The sequence below is a fragment of the Corynebacterium sp. ES2775-CONJ genome (assembly GCF_024814515.1).
Classification (GTDB): domain Bacteria; phylum Actinomycetota; class Actinomycetes; order Mycobacteriales; family Mycobacteriaceae; genus Corynebacterium.
Window position 1 is genome coordinate 211,310 of the sequence record NZ_JANUXT010000005.1, and the last position, 21,935, is coordinate 233,244.

Consider the following 21,935-nt stretch of genomic DNA (forward strand, 5'->3'; position numbering starts at 1 on the left):
TCCACTGCCATTCGGGTGAAAAAGCCTGAGAATTAGTACTAACACGTACTAACACCGAATTCTCTTGCCGTATTAGACTATGACACATGACTAATCCGAGTGAGATTCCCGCACACCGCTACTCCCCCGCACTAGCTGGCCTCATTGAAAAGAAGTGGCAAGAATACTGGCGCGAGAATGGAACCTTCAACGCAGCGAACCCCGTGGGTGCCTTGGCTGGTGAGGGCGAACTTAAAGCCGATAAGCTTTTCGTTCAAGATATGTTCCCCTTCCCTTCAGGTGTGGGCCTACATGTCGGCCACCCTCTCGGATATATCGCAACAGATGTCTATGCCCGCTTTAACCGGATGCAAGGCAAAAATGTTCTCCATACTCTCGGTTATGATGCCTTCGGTCTACCGGCAGAACAGTATGCAATCCAAACGGGAACTCACCCAGCAGTAAAAACCCAAGAGTCGATTGCAAATATGCAACGTCAGCTTGATCGATTGGGATTAGGTCACGATAAGCGCCGCTCGATTGCCACCACCGATGAAGATTTCTACCGGTGGACCCAGTGGATCTTCCTCCAAATCTACAATGCGTGGTTTGATCCCCACGAAAATAAAGCTCGCCGCATAGCGGAACTGATCCCCCTACTAGAATCCGGCCAACGAGAGATTCCAGCGCATTTGGCTGAGGAATTTCACACCCACGATTACACAGCACTCGACCGAATCCAACAGGCCGACGTCATCGACGAATACCGCCTCGTTTATCAGTCACATTCGATGGTCAACTGGTGCCCCGGGCTGGGCACTGTTTTGGCAAATGAGGAAGTCACCGCGGAGGGCAAATCCGAACGCGGTAACTTCCCAGTTTTCCGCAAGAAATTGGTGCAGTGGATGATGCGTATCACCGCCTATTCTGATCGCCTTATCGATGATTTAGAGCTGCTTGATTGGCCTGAGAAGGTCAAGAGCATGCAGCGCAATTGGATCGGACGTTCTCGCGGGGCAGAGCTCGATTTTACAAGCCATAATCATAAGATTCGCGTATTCACCACCCGCCCCGACACCCTTTTTGGTGCTACCTATATGGTTCTTGCTCCCGAGCACGAGCTCGTTGACACGTTGCTCGCAACTGGGAACCCAAGCTATGAAGGCGTTGATGAGCGCTGGACCTATGGAACTGATGATCCCGCTGCAGCCGTCGCTGCGTATCGCGCTGATATTGCCGCAAAATCGGATGTAGAGCGCCAAGAAAATAAGGAGAAAACGGGCGTTTTCCTCGGTGTCTATGCCACTAACCCGGTCAACGGCGCCGATATCCCCGTCTTCATCGCTGACTATGTACTCACCGGCTACGGTACGGGTGCGATTATGGCAGTTCCTGCGCACGATATAAGGGATTATGAATTCGCCCGCGCTTTCGGTCTTGATATCGTGCCTGTGCTCGACGGCGATATTTCCACCGAGGCTTTTACCTCCGATGCCCCACATATCAATTCGGCTAATCAACGCGGCTTGGATCTCAATGGCCTGGGCAAGGATGCGGCTATTAAAAAAGCCACTGATTGGTTGATGGCTGAGGGCATCGGCGAGGTTAAGGTGCAGTATAAGCTGCGAGATTGGCTCTTTGCCAGGCAGCGCTACTGGGGCGAGCCTTTTCCCATTGTCTATGACTCTGACGGTATCCCCCACGGCTTAGAAGAATCCCAGCTACCGGTAGTCTTGCCCGAGGTTCAGGATTATAAGCCCGCGACCTTTGACCCGAGCGATGCCGATTCTGCCCCTCAGCCACCGCTCGCGAAGGCAGAGGACTGGGTGAATGTGGAGCTCGATCTAGGCGATGGCCTTCAAACTTATCGCCGTGATACCAATGTGATGCCGCAATGGGCAGGTTCCTCGTGGTACCAATTGCGCTATATCGATCCTAAGAATGATCAGGCATTCTGCGATCCTGAGAATGAGAAATACTGGACCGGCCCGCAGTGGGAGGGCGATTGTGGCGGCGTTGACCTTTATGTAGGCGGCGTGGAGCACGCGGTCCTCCATTTGCTTTATGCTCGCTTTTGGCACAAAGTTCTCTTTGACTTAGGGTATGTCAGTTCCTTTGAGCCCTATCGTCGTCTCTTCAACCAAGGGTATATTCAGGCATTTGCTTATACCGATTCGCGCGGCGTCTACGTGCCTGCTGCCGATGTCATCGAGCGCGATGGTGAATTCTTCTACCAGGGAGAAAAGGTTCATCAGGAATACGGAAAAATGGGCAAATCGCTGAAGAATGCGGTATCTCCTGATGAAATCTGCGATGATTTTGGCGCGGATACTCTCCGTGTGTATGAGATGGCGATGGGCCCCCTGGATACCTCCCGTCCGTGGGCAACAAAGGATGTTGTGGGGTCGCAGCGGTTCTTGCAGCGCCTGTGGCGCCTGGTTGTTCATGAGGATACCGGCGAGCTCGCGGTGACCGCCGAGGCGCTTTCCGATGAAGCCACCAAAACTCTGCATCGTACGATCGCAGGTATTACTGAGGACTATCAGGCCCTGCACCTGAATACGGTGGTGGCGAAGTCGATCGAGTACGTCAACTTCCTCACCAAGAATTATAAGGGAGCGGTGCCCCGCCAGGCCGTGGAACCCTTGATTATTATGATTGCCCCATTAGCCCCGCATATCGCTGAAGAATTGTGGCAGCGACTCGGCCACGACTCTACGATCGCCTTCGAACCATTCCCATCCTATGACGAGAAATGGCTCAGCGATGACGAGGTGGAACTGCCGGTGCAAATTAACGGCAAGGTACGCGCCCGCATCATGGTCGCGGCTGACGCCGATCAGGACGCTGTCATTACAGCCGCACGTAACCACGAGACGATCGCCCAGCATATAGCTGGAAAGGACATTATCAAGGAAATCGTCGTGCCCGGTCGCATGGTCAATCTTGTGGTGAAATAACTCATGTCTCTACCCCTCGAGGAGCGCCCCCTAGGTCCGCTCCTCGTTCTGGGGGCAGGCGTGATGGGATGTATCGCGCTCGTAGTCATCGATCCCACCGCACCGCGTGCCCCCCTGTGCCCGTCGAAGGCGTTATTTGGATTTAATTGTCCAATCTGCGGTAGCACCCGGATGCTCTACTATGTACTCCACCTCGATATCGCCAAGGCCCTAGCAATGAATGCTTATGGGCTTGTGGTGCTTGTTCTCGCGGCGTGGGCCTGGCTTTATTGGCTAGCGAAGACCTTCGCGCTCAGAATACCGACATGGACCTCACAGCGCTGGGTATGGTGGCTTTTAGCCGGTGGCTTTGTGGTGTGGTTTATACTGCGCCTAGTAGTGCCTGAGTTGCAGGTATAAATCAGCGGAAAAGGTCCCAGAGGCTGAATGTGGTGCGCTTATAGATAGCGTTTTTCACAGCCCTTTTGGGGTCTTTGACCAAGCCCATACCGCGTTGGCCATAACCTGGGATAAGAGTGCGCTTGACAGCGCGTTTAGCGCGGCCGGTGGTGCGCGCTTTGATGGATTTCTTGAGGGAGGGTTTTCGCATTCCAAATCTCATAGTTTTTTAGTGTAGAGGATCGCGGCTGTAGCCTCAGGAATTTTTCGTGCTACCGCACTCGCTGACGTTGGTGCCGCCCCATAGGTCGTTTGTGCCGCTAGGAACCCTGCGATATTTAAGATATGGACACTGAGTGGTATAGCGAGATTGATATTGAGCTGACGGGCCTGGTGGTGGGCTACCCACGCTCCCATCATCCCTGCCAAGAGGTCACCGGTTCCCGGGGTTGCTAGCCACGAGTGACCCGAATCTATTGCTATCACTGCGTCCCTACTGCCTGTGCATATCACTGTTTTTCTCCCCTTCACCACAAGAGTATGGCCCATATGATCCGCAAGCTCTTGAATGGCCCCTAAGCCGCCCGTGGCTAGTGATTCCGTGCAGAAATTTCGCGCCAGAGTCTCAAATTCTCCGTGGTGTGGCGTAAGAACAGTGGGATCTGTGCGCGCGATCAGCTGACTACGCAAAAGCTCCGATTGCGCTAGCGTGGTCAATGCTCCAGCGTCAAGGATGACGGGGCAAGGAGAGCCAAGAATATTCTCGATATCGGCCGCTCCTGCTCCGCCTGGACCGATCACCCAGGCATCGACCGCTCCGTCTTGGCATACTACCTCAGGATTAAGAGCAATGACTTCGTTCGCGCATGGTCCGAGATAGCGCACCATGGAGCTGGTGGCTTGCACACCGGCGGTAGTCGCCAGCACCGCTGCACCTGGATAGGTGGGGCTACCAGCAATAATCCCCACTACTCCCCCACTGTATTTGTGATCGAGTGGTCCAGGGATGACGCGGTGGGCGTCGAAGTCTGCCCCTCGAACTCCGATTTTCCCATCAGCGGTGATGCTATGGCTCAGGTACCCCAAGGGAGTGTGGAGATGATCTTCAATTCCAATGGGTGCAATGGAAATAGTGCCACAATGAGGACTGATGAGATGGGCACCCCGAGCCGCTCCAAAACTGATCGTGTGATCTGCGCGTATATGTGGGCTGAAGGCGACACCCGTATCGGCATCAATTCCACTGGGAATATCCACACTCACGATGACCGCATTTTGATTGTGCGCAATAAAATTGTCTATCTTTGGATCAATTCCGCTATGGCAGCCGAGGCCCACGAGGGCATCGACAATAAGATCAGGAGTGATCTTATCAAGATCGCCGATTATAGATCCCCCAGCCTCGGTGAAGGCTGTGAGTGCCGGAAGGTAGGCCTCATCTGGCATATATGCACAAATTCTGTCATAGCCACGCTTAATGAGATCCACCCCTGCATAGAGACCATCACCACCGTTGCCTCCTATGCCAGCCAAGATCAGTATAGTGGCATCGGCGCGAACACATGCAGCAATGTGATCGGCCACAGCGTGAGCGGCAGTACGCATAAGCCGATCGTCGGGATGAATAAGGGGCTTCTCAGCCTCGCGAATCGTTGTGGCCATATAAGCGGTGAACATACCCTCAAGCGTACGGGATATATCACCCTCATTGGGTTAGGTGTGAACCAAGATCGCCGACTAGGCTTGACTATATTATGAGCGTTGGCAAAATTCTCCTGTACTACAAGTTCACTCCCATTAAAGACTCTAAGGCGGTTATGTTATGGCAGCGTGAACTGTGTGAATTGCTCGGCCTTAAAGGTCGAATTCTCATCTCCGAACACGGCATCAACGGTACTGTCGGCGGCGATATGGCCGCTTGCAAACGGTACGTCCGAAAATTCCGTGAGTACCCAGGCTTTAAGGGCACTGAATTTAAATGGTCCGACGGAGGGGCCGATGACTTCCCTAAGCTAAGCGTTAAAGTTCGCGATGAGATCGTCGCCTTCGGTGCACCGGGTGAACTTAAAGTCGATGAGCGTGGTGTCGTCGGCGGTGGAATTCACTTGAAACCCGAGGATGTCAATAAGCTGGTGGAAGAGCGCGGTGAGGAGGTCGTCTTCTTTGATGGCCGCAATGCCATGGAAGCCGAGATTGGCAAATTTAAAAACGCCGTTGTCCCCGATGTGCGTACCTCTCATGATTTCATCCGCGAGCTTGAATCTGGCAAATACGACTGGATGAAAGATAAACCTGTAGTGTCGTATTGCACTGGCGGAATCCGTTGCGAAATCCTCTCCTCGCTCATGAAGAACCGAGGATTTAAGGAGGTCTATCAAATTGACGGCGGTATCGTGCGCTATGGAGAGCAGTTCGGTAACTCTGGACTGTGGGAAGGCTCTCTCTATGTCTTTGACCAGCGCATGCACCTAGAATTTGGCGCCGGAGTAAAAGACCCCGGCTTTGTCCAACTTGGCCACTGCAAGTGCGGTGCACCCACGAATAAATTTGAGCACTGCATCAACGAAGACAATTGTCGAGATCTCGTTCTCATGTGCCCAGACTGTTACGAGAACCTCGAAACCCGTCACTGCGGGCGCCCCGAATGCGCTGAAGTGGCTCGGCACGCTAGTCTGAGTACCCACTAAAAAAACCACTCCAGCCCCCGAGCATTCACCTGCGCGGGGGCTGGAGATTTCTGTATATGGATGTCAAGGAGCTAATGGCCCACGATGGACATCTGGAATACGGTGACCATCCAGATCATTGAGAACGGTACCAAAAACCAGAAGGTGCCCATCCAGGGGCGCCATCGGGTATACCCTAAATATTTCCGATACATTATGACCGCGCACCCTAAAGTCGCCACTATTGGTATGACACTCGTCAGTGCAGGCCACCATAACTCCGCGTTCCTTGAACAAATCCATACAACCTCGCCGCCATCACAGAGCGGCCCGCCCCTCCACCGCGCAACCCAAGCCAAAATATATGCCACGAGTGCGGTCAGAAGCGGAGTGAGTAGGGCAAAGTAGATCGCCTGCCTCGTTGAGGTGCGGTTACGTAGAGCTTCCGCTAAAGGATCAGTGGCATCGGCTAATTCATCGAATGAGTGCGCGCCGGGTCTAAAGCGGTTGGCGTAATCGGCATCGGAACTTAAGTCATTTTCGGGATGGTCCATGGCCTACCTCGGACGGATTGAGAGATCAGGAATGTGGGCGTCGGCAGGCAGGGTGAGGATATTCAGCAGGGTGTCTGCAACGGTGTCCACCGATAAGTACTCACTCTCAGTATACGGTCCACCCTCCTGCTCTCGGATAGCTCGTTGCATATCGGTGGCGATGCGGCCCGGGTAAACACTACTGATGCGTATCGACTTATGCTCTTGTCTAAGTGCCTCACACCATGCACGGGCGGCGAATTTGCTAGCCGAATAAGCGCCCCAGTGTGCATGAGTATTAAGTCCCGCACCAGAATTCACATAGATCATCTGGCCACTGCTGCGTTCAAGTGCCGGTAGATAGTGCTGAGTTAATTCATAGGGGCCTAGAAGATTGACGTCCATATGGGCTTCCCATTCGCTGCGCGGCTGGGTGGCTGTGGGCCCGAGAGTGGCGATGCCGGCGCAGTGGACAAGGGCGTCAAGTCGATCGACGACAGGTAGTTTTGCCATATCCCCGTGGGCTAGATCTAACTGGAACCATTCGAGGTTTTCATGCTCGAAGGGGATCATACTGCGATGGTGCTGGGCGTAGACATAGTAGCCCGACTCTAGCAATAGCTCAGTAAGCCGCTTTCCTACGGAGCGGCTCGCCCCCGTTATAAGCGCGGTTGCTAAGGACTGCTGAGACATAGACCAAGGCTCCTTGGGATCGACAGAATATAGATCCCAGCGTACCCGGCAACGTGGTCGATGGTATAGGGGGTATCAGAACAGGGTCACTCAACCTCGCGGGCATTCTCTACAATATCGCCGTAGGAATCAGCGAGGTCTTGTATTAAAGAGGCGAGGCGCACGGCGTCGTCATAATCTTCCTCCGGAAGAGAGGTGAACATATCCGTGAGGTGACCGATACGCTCCTCCCCCACCCTCGTCAGCTCACGGCGGCCGAAATCGGTGAGCTGAACCCTGACCCCGCGCCTGTCTGCTTCCTCGCGGAGCCGCTCAACCATTCCCCGGTCCTCCAATTGGTGCAGGGCATTAGAGGCGGTCGGCATCCGAATACCCTCGGCCTTCGCAATATGGCTAATACGGCAGGCACCTTCTTCGGCTAGTCGCGCCAAGATAGTCAGCTGCGGACCAGTGAGGTCGGAGGACTGCGCCTTACGGAAATAGAGCACATAAAGTTTCGTCAGTGCAGGGCGCACGCGGATTGCTAGTTCTCTGGCGGTTTCAGCATTCATAATCTTCTAATTGTAGCTATTTTCCCATCCTGAGTTCGAGTTTAAGCTGCATGAACGTTGATTAATTGATCACATTTATATCTGTAAAAAGACCTTTCGCGCTGGAAGACGGATTACTCAATAAGTCTAGTTCCAGCCTTTCTGTGGGCAGGTAAATCGTTAGAAGTCGCTGTCTTAAGAAAATCCTAAGAGCGAACATAAATAGCTAAACTGGGAGCATGGTGGAATTTGTAGGACAAGTCACGCACCGGTTGGCTCGTCGCCGCCTCCTCAATAAGTGGCGCGCCGGGCAGGTAAGTCGGGCGATGGTCTGTGAGGCTGATTTTCTTCTTGTGGCAGCTGCCCGCTATCACGGGACCCCCGCTCCTTATCCGTGTCCAATCTGTTCGGAGGATGACCTCCGCGAAGTGCTGTGGGTCTACGGCGAACAATTAGGCCGAGCCTCTGGAAGTGCCAGATCGTTAGCGGAGATTGAGCAATTTACACAGCAAGGACGAGAGTTTACTATTCATAAAGTAGAGGTATGTCCCAACTGCCAGTGGAATCATCTACTCGCAGCGGCACATATTGGGCCCTAAGAACTCATCCGATTGGGCATCCCAGACATAGATAGACCAAGATAAAAGAAAAGATCTGGGACGGAAAAACTTGAGAGAGAGCTTTTCACGTGGTTGATAAGAAAAAAGGTCGCGCTGACGCGGCGAAACCGAAGAAAAATGCAGGAAAGAAATCGAAGTGGATCTTCTCCGGCCTCGCGGTTGCGCTCACCACGCTTATTGCGGTGCCCTTTCTAATCTTTATGGTGGCCTATATCTCCATCGAGGTACCGCAACCTGGGGAACTAGTAACCAAACAGGTCTCTCGCATTTATGCCGCCGATAGCAAGACGGAACTAGCCCGCATTGTTCCAGCGGAAGGAAATCGCGAGGAGATAAGTCTCGATCGTATTCCTCCGCAAGTGCGAGATGCCGTCCTGGCGGCGGAGGATCGTGATTTCTACGAAAATAACGGTTTTTCCTTTACTGGTTTTGCGCGCGCCGCTATAGGCCAGCTCACCGGAAACAGCTCCGCCGGCGGCGGCTCCACCATTACCCAGCAATATGTAAAAAATATGGTGGTAGGCAATGACTACTCCTATAAGCGCAAAGCGCGGGAATTGGTGTACTCGGTCAAGATGGCCAATGAGTGGGACAAGAATCAAGTGCTCGAAGCGTATCTCAACACCATTTATTTCGGCCGTAATGCCTATGGAATCGAAGCGGCCGCCCATGCCTATTTTGGTACCACTGCTGGGGATCTGAGTGCGGAACAGGCCGCGGTTCTTGCCGCGTCTATCCAGCGCCCATCCGAATTAGACCCATGGAAGAACCGCGCAGAGGCGGAAACCCGCTGGAATTATGTGCTCGATGGCATGGTGGACGAGGGATGGCTCAACCCCGATGAGCGTGCAGCGGCGGTCTATCCAGAGACCATCGATCCGGCCTTCAATCAGGCCTATACCGAGGCGGAAGGCACGAACGGCCACATCAAAAACCAGGCCATGGCAGAATTAGCTGCCCACGGTATCAGCCAGGAGGATGTGGAAACCCGAGGTCTGCGCATCATCACCACCATTGATACCCAGGCTCAGCAGGCTACCGTGAACACTGTGCGCTCTAACCTGGAGGGCCAGCCAGAGAATTTAAGAACCGCTGCCGTATCGGTGGAACCAGCTACCGGTGCAGTGCGAGCCTATTATGGCGGCGAGGATCCCAATGGTTGGGACTATGCCAATGCCGGCTATCAGACCGGCTCGACCTTTAAGATCTTCGGCTATGCCGCGGCCCTCCAACAGGGTGTCTCCCCGAACCGCCTCTACTCCACCGCCCCCTTCACCCTGGGCAATAACGCCCAAGTTCAAGGCGGAGGGTGTGGTGGCGCCTGCACCATGAAAGAGGCGTTGAAGCAGTCTTTGAACACTCCCTTCCTTCGGGTGCAAAAATCGCTCGATAATAACACCCAAGATGTGGCGGATATGGCGCACGCTCTTGGAGTTGCGCGATCGTTTACCGGAACAGAGGAAACACTAACTGAAAATGGTGGACAGCCCTATGAGGGCGTAATTTTGGGACAATATAGCTCCCGACCTCTCGATATGGCGCACGCCGTAGCAACCTTGGCCAATATGGGCATTTGGCACGAGGTGTACTTCGTCGAGCGAGTGGAGACGGGCGACGGTGAAGTTCTCTACCAGCACGAAGTAGGTGAAGGAGAGCGCCGAGTAGCACGCAACGTAGCCTCCAATACCATCGATGCTATGCTCCCGATCGCAGCTTGGTCGAACTACAATGTCCTCAACGATGGCCGCCAGTCTGCTGCCAAGACTGGCACCCAGCAGCTCGGTGATACCGGGCTCAATAAGGACGCGTGGATGGTCGGTGCCACCCCACAGCTGGCCACTGCCGTATGGGTGGGCACGGATGATTCCTCGGCTATCCTCAATGCCGGAGGCGGCTCCATCTATGGCGCCAACCTGCCCACGACTATCTGGAAGGGAGTTCTTGATGGTGCACTAGCCGGGCGCGCCGTTGAAGAATTCCCCGCTGCTGAGCCGCTCGGGCAAATAAGACGTACCGACTTTGTCGGAGATATGGGGACCAATAGTAGTGGACAGTTCTACTATCAGAGTCCGCAGGCGCCTGCCGCTCAAACCCCTGAGGCTGTGGAGGAAGCACCACCCGTAGCCCCTCCTGCTCCCGCTCCTGCTCCAGCGGAACCTGAGTATGTTGAGGTTTTCCCGGGTATCAACCTCCCGGCCGAATTATTTGGCCAGTAGCAACCATCACCACCGCCTATACGAGCGGTGGTGATTTTCTTTATGTTGCAAGGTACATTAGGGACACGAACAGAAAGGACCGCGGTGGCAGCACATACTTTGGTGGCGATTATAAGCGTGATGGTGGGCTTTGCACTTTTCACCGGCTCTTTTCTCTCTCACTACTATGACAAAAAACCTCAGCTCACCTGGAGTCTCTTTAGCATCGCACTGGTATTTATCACAGTAATTCCTGTCATCATAGGAGTGGCGGTCTCGCTCTAACCGGCAGGCCCAACTAGAAAAAGAATCGACTTTCGGCACGGAATGCGATATTTTAGAAAGGTTGCTGACGCAACAAGACCCTCCTGCCACACCCACCCAGGGTGCGGCCGACTCAAAATACTATTAAGACCATAGGAGGTGATGAGGTCCGTGCGTCACTACGAAATTATGATCATTCTGGAACCATCCCAGGATGAACGCACCGTTGCCCCGTCCCTAGACAAATTCCTTGAGGTTGTCCGCAAGGAAAACGGCACCGTGGAAAAGGTTGACATCTGGGGTAAGCGCCGCTTGGCCTACCCAATTGAGAAGAATGAGGAAGGCATTTATGCCGTCGTCAATCTTCACTGCGAATCTGCTACCGTCCAAGAGCTTGACCGTAGGCTGAATCTGAGCGATAGCATTCTGCGTACCAAGGTCCTGCGCGGAGATAAATAAGTCCCTACTAAAATCCACAGTATTCGGGCAATCCTTATACGAGCCCTCGCGCTCAACGCCCCGCAATGGTGGAATACTAGGACAGCGATTCTTCTCGCTCCCATCTACTCATTTATCCCTAGCAGCATCTATTCGATCTACATTACGCAGATAAGAGAGGCACGATCATGGCACAAGGTGACGTCACTATGACGATTGTCGGCAATATTGTCGCCGACCCCGAACTCCGTTTTACCCAGCAGGGCGCAGCGGTAGCAACCTTTAGGGTTGCCTCCACCCCGCGCCGGTACGATTCCCAATCGGGCCAGTGGGTAGACGGCGAGGCACTGTTTTTGTCTTGCAATATCTGGCGCCAAGCCGCTGAAAACGTCGCAGAATCCCTCAAGAAGGGTATGCGGGTTATCGTAACCGGTCGGCTCAGGCAGCGTTCCTACGAAACCCGCGAGGGTGAGAAACGCACCGTTATGGAGCTCGAAGTAGATGAAGTAGGCCCATCTTTGCGCTATGCTACTGCCGATATTGTCCGCAACCCTCGTGAAGGTGGCGGCAATTATGGTGGCGGCGGTAACTACGGTTCCCGCCCCCAGACGGGATCGGCTCCGCAAGGACGATCCGGTGGCTATAGCGATAGCGGATCAGGCAGTTTCGGCGGCCGTTCTGAGGCCCCGAGCAATGACCCCTGGGGTTCGGCCCCCGCAGCTGGCGGATTTGGTGGCGACGAAGAGCCTCCCTTCTGATCCTAGCCGGATCAGCAGAGAACGCAGAACCCGTAAGCACATCACAGATATCACCCTTTTCTTCCCCTTCAACTGGGAAGATATGAAAACCACGAAAGGCAGGGATCATGAGACTGATCCTCACCGCCGCTGTCGAGAACCTCGGTGTCGCAGGCGACATCGTCGAGGTTAAAGACGGCTACGGACGTAATTTGCTGCTTCCCCGCGGCCTGGCCATTGTTGCCACCCGCGGCGCAGAGAAGCAGATTGAGGGCATCAAACGTGCCCAACAAGCTCGCGAGATTCGCGACTTCGACCATGCTCGCGAAGTGAAGGCAGAGCTGGAGGCGCTTGAAGGCGTCACCGTTTCTGTGCGCACTTCTGAGAAGGGTAAAATCTTCGGCTCTGTTAGCGCTGAAGATATTGCCGCAGCTGTGAAGGCAGCCGGCGGACCTAACCTGGACAAGCGTGCAATTGTACTGCCAAAAGGTCTTGTTAAGACCACTGGTTCGTACCAGGTAGACGTGAAGCTACACTCCACGATTGTAGCTACCGTGAACTTTCAGGTCGCAGCTGCCTAGAGAATAGGCAACCGCGACGGTGGGCTTGAATTTTTAAAAGCTCTCCCAATGACAACAGCACATTCGAGGCATCCCTTTAGCGGGGGATGCCTCGAATGATTTTTATCCTGTGTACAAGGTGTGGATAACTTCGTCCAGCTCAAACCCATAAGCCTTGTGGTGCTGTCAAGAAGTTCGTGATGTCAAATGCTTCCCCTTGAAAGGGGTAGGGCGCCTAGTGGTACCCACAAAATGCCTCCGAACTGGACTTTTGCTTGTATGGAGAAGGCAAAACGGGCATCCGCACACGCTTATCCACACTCGCACCTGCGTCTTCGAGGCGCTATCCACAACTCCGGTCAACTTATCAACACCCCCTGTGGATAACTATTGATCTCCGGTATGCAGGTCCGCTATATTCGCTGGCTAAATCCATCTCCCTGCCACCCCCTTTTAGCTACTGTTTTAAGGGATATACCAACTACCTCCGAGCCTGGATTCACGGAATCACAGAATCACACAATCACGGAATGCCGAAGGGGTCTCATGCCTCATTACCTCCCGCCCGCCATCTCTGAGTACGCTCTGCTCGGCGCTAACGGTCAACTCGCTCTCATATCACGCCATGGCAGTGTGGACTGGTTATGCTTACCTCAGGTTGATTCTCCATCAATTTTCGCCGCCGTACTTGGCGATGAGCGCCATGGTCGGTGGTTTTTGGGGCCACACAATCCCAAGGATTGGCACTGTCACCGCGAATATCATTACGACGGAAGACAACTCACGAGCGTCTACAGTACCGCTGTAGCGGAGTTTAGCCGCACAGATACCCTTAATATTGAACACGGAACTGTTATCTTTGATCGTGAAATTCGAGGGATACGCGGTCAAGCCGATATCAATCACGAGCTAATTATCGGAGTCGAATATGGACGCTCAGCGGTTGAATATAATTCTCCAAGCATCAGTACTCACCAGTGCCATGGAGTTGATCTCAGTATCGATAGTCCGGACATTCCACCAACTATTAGGCAGGGTGATATCTTTCGGGTGCGTTTGACGTGGCCCTACGTCCTCCCCCACCCAGCCTATGCCCTACAAACGCATTCGCTAGAAGAATCGAATGAAATACTGCGAGCGGCCTCGCGCAGTGCTCAAGTACTACGACAATTGTGCCATCCATCAGGAGCCGTTATTGCTGCACCCACAACCTCTTTACCTGAGAGGCCAGGCGGGAGCAGAAACTGGGATTATCGCTATGCTTGGTTGCGCGATAGCGCCTTTAGCATCCAAGCTCTAGCGCGAGCATATAGTTTGGGTGTCAGCCCCAATCCGATCTCATATATTGATCGGTGGAGACAATGGGTTGCATTAGTTGTACGCGATTATAAAATCATGTACCGCGCTGATGGTAGCACTGATCTGCTGGAACAGGAATTGCCCCATCTACCGGGGTATCGATCCTCTCTGCCGGTGCGCATCGGCAACGGTGCTAGCGAGCAATTCCAGGCCGACGTGGCCGGTGAAGTGCTTATCGCTTGCCAGGAATTGCGGGATCGAGGCTACCCCGATACTTACGAATCATGGCAGGCACAGCTGATCATTACGGATGCCATGATTGAGCGGATAGCGGACAAGGATCGCGGAATTTGGGAAATGCGCGGAGATCTTCACCATTTCACGCATTCGAGGGCCATGATCTACGGAGGCCTGCGAGCGATGCTCCACCAAGCACACAGCCATAAAGTAGATACCCAGACGCGCTCACTCTGGCACCACACCGCGATGGATATTCGACAAGAGATTTTTCAGAACGGAATCGAGCCTGAGGGTCAATATTTTTGCCAAACCTATGATTCCCCACATGTTGACGCAGCCCTTCTGCAACTCCCCTACTCGGGATTAATCTCCTGGGCCGATCCGTTATTGGCGCGCACCGTTGAGCGCATCACGGAGACGCTAGCCAGCCCCTCTGGCTTGATCTACCGCTACGCTACCGAATCCGGGATCGACGGCGTGGAGGGAGGGGAATTTCCCTTTCTCATCTGTAATTTTTGGCTGGTGGAATACTATGCGCGTACCGGTGAGATGTCGCAAGCACACAAATTGTTCTCATCGCTTCTTCAGGCAGCCAATGATGTGGGGTTGCTAGCGGAGGAATACGATGCGCACAACCACAGACTATGGGGGAATTTCCCGCAGGGATTCTCGCATGTGGGAGTGATCGGTGCAGCCGGTGCACTGTTAGATCCGATATCTAAGAAGCGCACCGTTTTTAGCGTCGCTCATGCGTAGGCGATAATGGTAGACAGACCACGGTGGCAGAGAGCCGCTGGATATAACTAGATGGAGAAAAGCGCTCGATATGACAAATTTTCCAGATACCAATTTCGATGACGACGCGCAGGCCCCAATTTACTCGCAGGCAGTGCCGAAAGAGGATATCCCAGTAGCTGAACCCCGACAGTTTCGCTCCTATCAGCAACGCGAGACCGCCCCATCGGTGGACGATTACCGGCAACCTCCCTTTGACCTAGCGGCCGAGCAAGGCGTGTTGGGAGCGATGCTGCTGAGCGGCTCCGCCGTGATCGATATGATCGATATCCTCAGAGCAGAGGATTTTTATCGCGTTGCCCATCAACTTATTTTTAACGCGATGATCGAACTGTTCTCTGAGTCGCGCGAAATCGATCCGGTGATCGTGGGTGGACGCCTCGATCGCTCGAATGATTTAGAGCGTATCGGCGGCGCCCCCTATCTCGTGCAACTTATCTCTTCGGTTCCTACCTCCGCTAACGCTAAGTATTACGCTGAAATCGTGGCGGAGAAGGCGCTTCTGAGGCGCCTCGTCGAGGCTGGAACTCGGGTAGTGCAATTAGGTTACGAGGGCACCGAGGGTGCCGAGGTTGATGCCGTTATTGACCGAGCTCAACAGGAAGTCTTTTCCATTACCCGCACTAACGCCACCGAGGACTATATGGTGATAGGCGATATTTTGGAAGAAACCCTCGCTGAACTCGATAGCATTTCCGACGGCGGCGGCCTAGCTCAAGGGGTCCCTACTGGTTTTGTGGATCTTGACCGGCTCACCAATGGTTTACACGCAGGTCAGATGATCATTGTGGCGGCGCGTCCGGGCGTTGGAAAGTCAACGATAGCGCTCGACTTTGTCCGCTCATGTGCCATTAAAAACAATAAAGCAGCCGCAATCTTCTCTCTCGAGATGAGCAAATCCGAGATCGTCATGCGCTTGCTCTCGGCGGAAACAGAAATCAAGTTAACCGATATGCGCAGCGGTACCATGACGGACCAGGACTGGCGGGTAATCGTCAGCCGCACCGACGAGCTTAAGGATGCCCCCATCTTTATCGATGATTCCGCGAACCTCACTATGATGGAAATCCGCTCAAAAGCACGTAAATTAAAGCAGAAGCACGATCTGCAACTAATCGTCGTCGACTATTTACAGCTCATGAGCAGTGGCAAGAAAACCGAATCACGCCAGCAGGAAGTTTCCGAATTTTCCCGTTCCTTAAAGCTTTTGGCAAAGGAGCTGGAAGTGCCGGTGGTGGCCATCTCCCAGCTCAACCGTGGCCCTGAATCGCGCACGGATAAGCGCCCGCAATTGGCTGATCTGCGTGAATCTGGATCTCTGGAGCAGGACGCCGATATGGTGATGTTGCTCTACCGCCCCGATTCACAGGACAAAGAAGATAGCCGCGCGGGCGAGGCCGATATTATTTTGGCAAAGCACCGCGGTGGGCCTATTGACACGGTACGCGTGGCCCACCAGCTACACTTTTCTCGCTTTGCCAATATGCCGCATTAATTAGCGTCCGAAAGCCTTCAAGCGCAGTGAATTGCTCACTACAAATACTGAACTTAAGGCCATTGCGGCACCCGCAAACATGGGATTTAACAGGCCGACGGCTGCTACCGGGATCAAGATGACGTTATAGGCGAAAGCCCAGAACAGATTTAATTTGATCGTTCTAAGCGTTGCCCGCGACAGCTTAATGGCTAGCGGTATATGTTGTGGATCGTTATTCATGATCGTGATATCGCTTGCTTCGATTGCAATATCGGTGCCCGCGCCCATTGCCAAGCCGAGATCGGCCTGAGCAAGGGCGGCTGCATCATTAATGCCATCGCCGACCATCGCCACCGTTTCACCACGACGCTGCAATTCCTGCACGCGTTCTACCTTTTGTTCCGGCATGACGGAGGCAAAGATATGACTATCATCAATGCCTACTTGACGCGCCATGAACTGGGCAGCGCCTCGATTATCGCCGGTGAGCATATAGGGTACAAGCCCTAAAGAACGTAGTTCATCAACTGCCGCAGGAGCCCCGTCTTTGAGTTGATCGCGCACCGCAATGAGGGCGTGATAAACACCATCGATGCCGAGTAATAGCACTGTGGCACCACTGGCTTCAAGGTCCCGAATGTCTGACGCCACCTTGGCATCAACAGACGTGTGCGGCTTTTCTACAACGACTTTTTTCCCTGCTACCGTTGCTGCGACTCCGCGGCCTGGGGTCGAATAAAAATCCGTAATCTCTGGCAGAGGATGAGCCTGTGTGTGCAGCAAGGCGCGAGCAAGGGGGTGCTCTGAGCCCTGTTCCACGGCAGCAGCATATCTGAGGGCTTCGTCGCGGTTTAGCTCGCTCTCCGGAAGCAATGATACCGTGTCCACTGTCATTTCACCCTTGGTGATAGTGCCTGTCTTATCGAGCACGACCGCCGTAATCCGACGAGTATTTTCCAAAATCTCTGGGCCTTTAATGACAAGACCGAGTTGTGCACCACGACCCGCGCCCACGAGTAGCGCAGTGGGAGTAGCGAGTCCGAGAGCGCACGGACAGGCGATGATAAGGACGGCGACTCCGGTAGCAAAGGCGTCTGACGAGCTAGCATTCAAAAGGAAGAAGTGCACCAAGACGGTAAGAACCGCAATGACGACCACAATGGGTACGAATACCTGGGAAATTGCGTCCGCTAGCTTTTGCACGGGTGCTTTTTTTGCTTGGGCTTGGGTCATCAATTCCGCAAGTTGCGCTAAAGCGGTATCTTTACCTACCTTGGTGGCCTCGACCAAAAGCCGTCCGGAGGTGTTGAGAGTTCCACCGAAGACCTTATCGCCCACGGCTTTGTCAACGGGTACTGATTCGCCAGTCAGCATGGATTCATCGACCCCTGAGTGCCCCGCGGTGATGATCCCATCGGTGGGAATCTTCTCCCCCGGCCGCACGACGAGGATCGAGCCCACATCGACTAATTCGGTGCGGCGGCGATGTTCCGAACCGTTTTCTAGAATGGTTGCCGTTTTTACCCCGAGGTTGAGAATTTCTTGCAGGGCTTGGGAACTCCTCCCTTTTGCCCGGGTTTCGAACCATCGGCCGAGAAGAATAAAGACGATCACTACCGCGACGGATTCAAGGTAAATATGATCTCCGCTGTGGTCACTATGCGATGAGAAGCTCATGGCCATGCGCATTGTGTTCTCTCCGGCATCTCCGAGGAAGAGCGCATAGATACTCCACGCGAAGGCGGCGGTGGTGCCCAAAGAAATCAAGGTGTCCATAGTGAAGGAACCGTGACGAAGATTGCGAACCGTAGCCTGATGGAAAGGCCAGCCCCCATAAAAATATACTGGACCAGTGAGAGCGAAACAGAGCCACTGCCAGTTATCGAATTGGGTGGCGCTAAACATGGAGAGCACAAAGACGGGTAGCGCCAAAATACTTGAAATTGCCAACCGGTTGCGCAGTTGCTGAGCATGCATGTCGCGGGCTCTATCGATTGGTGAGATCTCAGTTTCTTCCTCTGAACCCGGTTCCTGCGGGCTCTTTGGTGGATCATTGAGAATGAATGAGTCGTAACCGGCAGCCCTGATAACCTCGGCTAAATGTTCTGGATTCGTACTCGTGGGATCGTAGTCCACAGAGGCGGTTTCAGTGGCGTAATTAACAGCGGCCTGAACCCCATCGACCTTATTTAGTTTGCGTTGCACCCGAGTCGAACATGATGTGCAGGTCATGCCGGTAATCCCGAGCTCGATATGGCTAGATGATAAAGCGGGGGCGCTACTCACACTTCTCCTTGGGTTGAAAATATTAAAGGCTCATACCACCGTCGTAGGATGCTGGTACGAGCCCTAGTTTAATGAGAACTCACCCCATCAGGTGATGGGGTTGCTATGACTCTTTGAGGGTGTAGCCAGCCTCGGTAATAGCAGCGGCGACTTCCTCGTCGCTAAATCCTTGGCCAGTAACGCAGACGCGTCCGGTCTCGAGATCTACCTCGACACCCTCGGTGCCGGGAATCTCATCGATTTCCTCGGTGACTGAGGCGACGCAATGCGAACACGTCATGCCGGAAACATAGTAGTTTTTCACCACGGTAAATATCCCTTTCACTAGGTATTTTCTTCTCTTGAATACGCCTGCTGAAAGCGTTTCGTGCACGATTGTTTGACCATGAATACACTGGGGCGGTGGGAGTACTCCGCCCTCAATTAAGAAACAATCATTCTCAATAGTAGGAGATAAATAGACAATGGCACTCGTTAATGTAACTGAAGACACTTTTGAATCAACGGTCACCGCAGACGGTATTGTTCTCGTTGACTGCTGGGCCGAGTGGTGCGGACCGTGTCGACAGTTCCTGCCGGTTTATACCAAGGCTGCCGATAAGCACGAGGATATTACTTTCGCTAAGCTCAATACTGAGGAAAATCAGGGATTGGCTGCTGCTTTGCAAATCATGTCCATCCCTACGTTGATGGCTTTCCGGGATGGCATCATGGTCTACCGTGAAGCAGGAGCCCTGCCAGCGGCAGCTTTGGATGATCTCATTAGCCAGGTGCGTGCGCTTGATATGGATGAGGTACGTCGGCAAGTAGCTGAGCAGCAAGATAACGCTTAGGCGCCTACATTTATCCCAGTATTCGCGTGCGTGAATACTGGGTTTCTTCTTTTGGGCTGAAGAGGGCGCGCGTCGGTCTTATAATGGTCTGAAACAAGGAAATTGAGAAAGGCAGCGCGCATATATGGCTCACTTTATGGCGAGGGGTATCAAGCGTCTTCGGGCTGCTTTATCGAGCTCTAACCCAGAGCTGCAGCGCCTTAAGAAGAAATTCTCCGCCACCGAGGATGAGTATCAGCGCATTTGGTCTCAAGCAAGTGCTGCGGAGGCTCAGCTAAAGCAACTGAGCGAACGTCGAGCTCGAGCCGCTCAACGAAGTGAATTACTGGCTGCAAAAATTCGAGAATTGCTGATATTAGCAAACCATTACCGCCGCTATGAGCTCCCGAGAAATGCACATGCGACCATGCAAGAAGTTTATATTTATGCTGAACAGCTCATCGGCCTCGACGATGCCATAGAACAGATGGACGCCCTCGCCAGCGAAGCGCAACAACAGAAAGAACAAGCAGCTAAGCAGCTGGCAAGGGTCGCCGCGGATCTATCAGATCAGTTAGCACACCTGACTGAACCAGGGAACGGGGTCATATCGACAGGTCCAGACGTCTCAGACTTAGATATTATTCCCATTGATACCGCGTTCAGTGAAATCAGAGCTTCATTGCACGCGCGCCATGATCAAGCGCTTACTATGCATACCTTGCTTGACGATGACGCGCGCCAACGGATGAAAACTATTGAGGAACCGCACCCTGAAAGTCGAGTGGCTCAACGTATTGCGGCGCTTGAGAAAGAGCTGCGGTTCAACCCTTGAAAGCCTGACCTATTTAAAGGCCTAGCCTAGTCGGGGCGATTACCCAATAGTATTCCGCGCATTCCAGAGTGAAATCCGTCGCGGAGATTGACCCGCTGAGACTCGGTGAGAGTGTACTCATGGAGGGTTTCGCAGGCAAATTGCAAAAGCGGCCGATCGATCTCGGGCGGAAGCCCACCTCCAGTTAGGGTATGGGCATCATCAAGTTGCTCGGGGCTGGCGGCCTTCTCATACCACCAAATTGCGTACTGTTGACCCACATCAAAGGGGCTACAAGAGCCACTTGATGTCCACACCTCATTAGGGAGGGGCACATACCGCGACCGGAGCTTGCGCCGTGGAGCCATCATGGAGGGACTCGGCACAGGGCGTTTCGCCGGTGCATCGGTGGGAGAAGGACTGGAGTCTCCAGTATTGACCGCAGCTGAGTATTCTACGTTTTCTTCTATCGATACCGATCGTACGCCGTCTTTAATCTCCTCGACGGAGTTGCGTTCTACTTTGATCGATTCGACAGCCACGTGATGTGGCGGCGGAACTTCGGTATCGGGGACTTGCGCGACGATCTCCGCCTCATTCTCGACTATAACCTCGTTCTGCTTCTCGGGCTGATGATCTTCTTGGAGTTCTTCCGAGTTCTCAGCGCTTTGATATTCATAAGGCTGTTGGAAATTATCCGCTGCATCAGGATCGAAATTCTCTTTGTACTCAGGATGGTCAGCACTGTCTTTTGATTCTTCCTGCTGGATACGCGGAGGCAGAGGCCCCTCGAGAACCTGCAATTGCATACAGTCCTCAAAGTCCATGCGAGGATCTAAAATTGTGGTGGTATCGCAGGAGAAGCGCAGTGCAGAGGACATCGACTCCCAGCCGAAACCATAAAGGTGTACACGGATGCCGTTATCCACAGCTTCCTGTACACCTGGAATCATATCGGCATCCCCGGAGACGAGCACCATATCAGTTACTTCGCGACGTACTCCGGCGAGCACCATATCGGCAACCAGACGGGTGTCGACTGCTTTCTGAGTACGGCGCTCACCCCACTCAATCAACGATCCAGCACGTAGCTGCACACCTGCACAGGTCCGCAACGATCGTTGATAACGGTGAGGGCCGGTATCGGGAATACCGTCGTACCACAGTTGGCGATGAACGGGTTGACCTAAACTTTGCTCGACCATACTGCTTAGGACTCTAACTACCTCAGGAAGATCAATCTCTAATTGTGAGCGGGCGCCCGTTTCCCAAGCATTGTAAAAACTGGCTAGTAGATACGAGGTATCTACATAAATTTGAGTGCGTTCAAGCATGATAATTCTAATATTCTTTCTCTAAGTAACTTTTTATATAGGCCCTTACTCGACCCGTATCTCACAGTATAAGGCGTATCGAGCTGAGCCGTAGATTTGCTCCTTTACGACCCTACTCCACGCCAGTGGGACCGGGCCTATTCAACCCTGCTTTCTGTTGAACCCACGTCTAGTGAGCTCAAAATTCTTATTTATAGCTTGTGTGCTGGGGATTTGTGTGTTTGGTGTGGGGTGTGTAGTTTTATGTGGGTCGTTGCGGCCAGGGTTGGTCGTGGTGGTGCATGAGCTTGGTGCGATTTGACGCTGTGTGGTGTTAGGTTGTATG

At 53.4% G+C, this 21,935-nt stretch carries 20 protein-coding genes and 2 pseudogenes; 13 read left to right on the forward strand and 9 right to left on the reverse strand.

All coding sequences use genetic code 11. The annotated features are described in order from the left end of the window. Positions 1-86 precede the first annotated feature (86 nt). Positions 87-2,939: a leucine--tRNA ligase gene (gene leuS / locus NXT01_RS07790; protein ID WP_259079569.1), complete on the forward strand. Its 2,853-nt coding sequence runs from the start codon at positions 87-89 to the stop codon at positions 2,937-2,939. Positions 2,940-2,942: 3 nt separating this feature from the next. Continuing rightward, the gene (locus NXT01_RS07795; protein ID WP_259079574.1) at positions 2,943-3,338 is read left to right on the forward strand and encodes a DUF2752 domain-containing protein; all 396 of its coding nucleotides are present in this window, start codon (positions 2,943-2,945) and stop codon (positions 3,336-3,338) included. Position 3,339: 1 nt separating this feature from the next. Here the strand turns inward: NXT01_RS07795 and NXT01_RS07800 are convergent, their stop codons facing one another. Then, positions 3,340-3,540 (reverse strand): hypothetical protein, encoded by a 201-nt coding sequence (locus NXT01_RS07800; protein WP_259079576.1) that lies wholly within the window; start codon positions 3,538-3,540, stop codon positions 3,340-3,342. Next, positions 3,537-4,994, reverse strand: a complete 1,458-nt coding sequence (locus tag NXT01_RS07805; RefSeq protein WP_259079577.1) for a bifunctional ADP-dependent NAD(P)H-hydrate dehydratase/NAD(P)H-hydrate epimerase — start codon at positions 4,992-4,994, stop codon at positions 3,537-3,539. Before NXT01_RS07805 ends, NXT01_RS07800 begins: the two co-directional genes overlap by 4 nt. A gap of 77 nt (positions 4,995-5,071) precedes the next feature. Between NXT01_RS07805 and NXT01_RS07810 the strand changes: the two genes are divergently transcribed. Then, positions 5,072-6,004, forward strand: coding sequence for a rhodanese-related sulfurtransferase (locus tag NXT01_RS07810; RefSeq protein WP_259079579.1), 933 nt, complete (start codon positions 5,072-5,074; stop codon positions 6,002-6,004). A gap of 71 nt (positions 6,005-6,075) precedes the next feature. Here NXT01_RS07810 and NXT01_RS07815 read toward each other — a convergent pair whose 3' ends face one another. From NXT01_RS07815 to NXT01_RS07825, 3 genes are all read right to left on the reverse strand, one after another. Beyond that, complete coding sequence (locus tag NXT01_RS07815) at positions 6,076-6,537, reverse strand: hypothetical protein (protein ID WP_259079581.1); 462 nt, start codon at positions 6,535-6,537, stop codon at positions 6,076-6,078. A 3-nt stretch (positions 6,538-6,540) separates the two neighbouring features. Beyond that, the gene (locus NXT01_RS07820) at positions 6,541-7,209 is read right to left on the reverse strand and encodes an SDR family oxidoreductase (RefSeq protein ID WP_259079583.1); all 669 of its coding nucleotides are present in this window, start codon (positions 7,207-7,209) and stop codon (positions 6,541-6,543) included. Positions 7,210-7,295: 86 nt separating this feature from the next. After that, on the reverse strand, positions 7,296-7,760 hold the full coding sequence (locus NXT01_RS07825; RefSeq protein ID WP_259079590.1) for a MarR family winged helix-turn-helix transcriptional regulator: 465 nt from the start codon (positions 7,758-7,760) through the stop codon (positions 7,296-7,298). 218 nt (positions 7,761-7,978) lie between these two features. Between NXT01_RS07825 and NXT01_RS07830 the strand changes: the two genes are divergently transcribed. The 8 genes from NXT01_RS07830 to dnaB all read left to right on the forward strand — a co-directional run bounded on the left by NXT01_RS07830 (position 7,979) and on the right by dnaB (position 16,382). After that, positions 7,979-8,338 (forward strand): DUF5318 domain-containing protein, encoded by a 360-nt coding sequence (locus tag NXT01_RS07830; RefSeq protein WP_259079592.1) that lies wholly within the window; start codon positions 7,979-7,981, stop codon positions 8,336-8,338. Positions 8,339-8,427: 89 nt separating this feature from the next. Next, positions 8,428-10,575, forward strand: coding sequence for a transglycosylase domain-containing protein (locus NXT01_RS07835; RefSeq protein ID WP_396124765.1), 2,148 nt, complete (start codon positions 8,428-8,430; stop codon positions 10,573-10,575). A gap of 84 nt (positions 10,576-10,659) precedes the next feature. After that, a complete protein-coding gene (locus tag NXT01_RS07840; protein WP_259079668.1) occupies positions 10,660-10,839 on the forward strand; it encodes a hypothetical protein in 180 nt (59 codons plus the stop codon). Positions 10,840-10,989: 150 nt separating this feature from the next. Continuing rightward, on the forward strand, positions 10,990-11,277 hold the full coding sequence (rpsF, locus tag NXT01_RS07845; protein ID WP_259079599.1) for a 30S ribosomal protein S6: 288 nt from the start codon (positions 10,990-10,992) through the stop codon (positions 11,275-11,277). Between the two features lie 167 nt (positions 11,278-11,444). Further along, the gene (locus NXT01_RS07850; protein WP_259079601.1) at positions 11,445-12,014 is read left to right on the forward strand and encodes a single-stranded DNA-binding protein; all 570 of its coding nucleotides are present in this window, start codon (positions 11,445-11,447) and stop codon (positions 12,012-12,014) included. Between the two features lie 107 nt (positions 12,015-12,121). Continuing rightward, entirely contained in the window at positions 12,122-12,574 is a 453-nt protein-coding gene (gene rplI, locus NXT01_RS07855; protein ID WP_259079606.1) for a 50S ribosomal protein L9, read from the forward strand. 525 nt (positions 12,575-13,099) lie between these two features. Then, on the forward strand, positions 13,100-14,848 hold the full coding sequence (locus tag NXT01_RS07860; RefSeq protein WP_259079607.1) for a glycoside hydrolase family 15 protein: 1,749 nt from the start codon (positions 13,100-13,102) through the stop codon (positions 14,846-14,848). A gap of 70 nt (positions 14,849-14,918) precedes the next feature. Continuing rightward, the gene (gene dnaB / locus NXT01_RS07865) at positions 14,919-16,382 is read left to right on the forward strand and encodes a replicative DNA helicase (protein WP_259079614.1); all 1,464 of its coding nucleotides are present in this window, start codon (positions 14,919-14,921) and stop codon (positions 16,380-16,382) included. Here dnaB and NXT01_RS07870 read toward each other — a convergent pair whose 3' ends face one another. After that, positions 16,383-18,596 carry a cation-translocating P-type ATPase gene (locus NXT01_RS07870; RefSeq protein WP_259079666.1) on the reverse strand — a complete coding sequence of 738 codons (2,214 nt, stop codon included), beginning with the start codon at positions 18,594-18,596 and terminating at the stop codon, positions 16,383-16,385. A 157-nt stretch (positions 18,597-18,753) separates the two neighbouring features. After that, complete coding sequence (locus NXT01_RS07875) at positions 18,754-18,957, reverse strand: heavy-metal-associated domain-containing protein (protein WP_259079616.1); 204 nt, start codon at positions 18,955-18,957, stop codon at positions 18,754-18,756. 157 nt (positions 18,958-19,114) lie between these two features. Between NXT01_RS07875 and trxA the strand changes: the two genes are divergently transcribed. Next, positions 19,115-19,483 carry a thioredoxin gene (gene trxA, locus NXT01_RS07880; RefSeq protein ID WP_259079622.1) on the forward strand — a complete coding sequence of 123 codons (369 nt, stop codon included), beginning with the start codon at positions 19,115-19,117 and terminating at the stop codon, positions 19,481-19,483. Positions 19,484-19,607: 124 nt separating this feature from the next. Next, positions 19,608-20,297 carry a hypothetical protein gene (locus NXT01_RS07885; RefSeq protein ID WP_259079623.1) on the forward strand — a complete coding sequence of 230 codons (690 nt, stop codon included), beginning with the start codon at positions 19,608-19,610 and terminating at the stop codon, positions 20,295-20,297. Between the two features lie 26 nt (positions 20,298-20,323). Here the strand turns inward: NXT01_RS07885 and NXT01_RS09445 are convergent. Together NXT01_RS09445 and NXT01_RS09450 are read right to left on the reverse strand one after the other, a co-directional pair. Next, a pseudogene (locus NXT01_RS09445) lies at positions 20,324-20,683 on the reverse strand (NYN domain-containing protein); the annotation flags it as partial. 362 nt (positions 20,684-21,045) lie between these two features. After that, positions 21,046-21,610, reverse strand: a pseudogene (locus NXT01_RS09450) (NYN domain-containing protein); the annotation flags it as partial. Positions 21,611-21,935 lie beyond the last annotated feature (325 nt).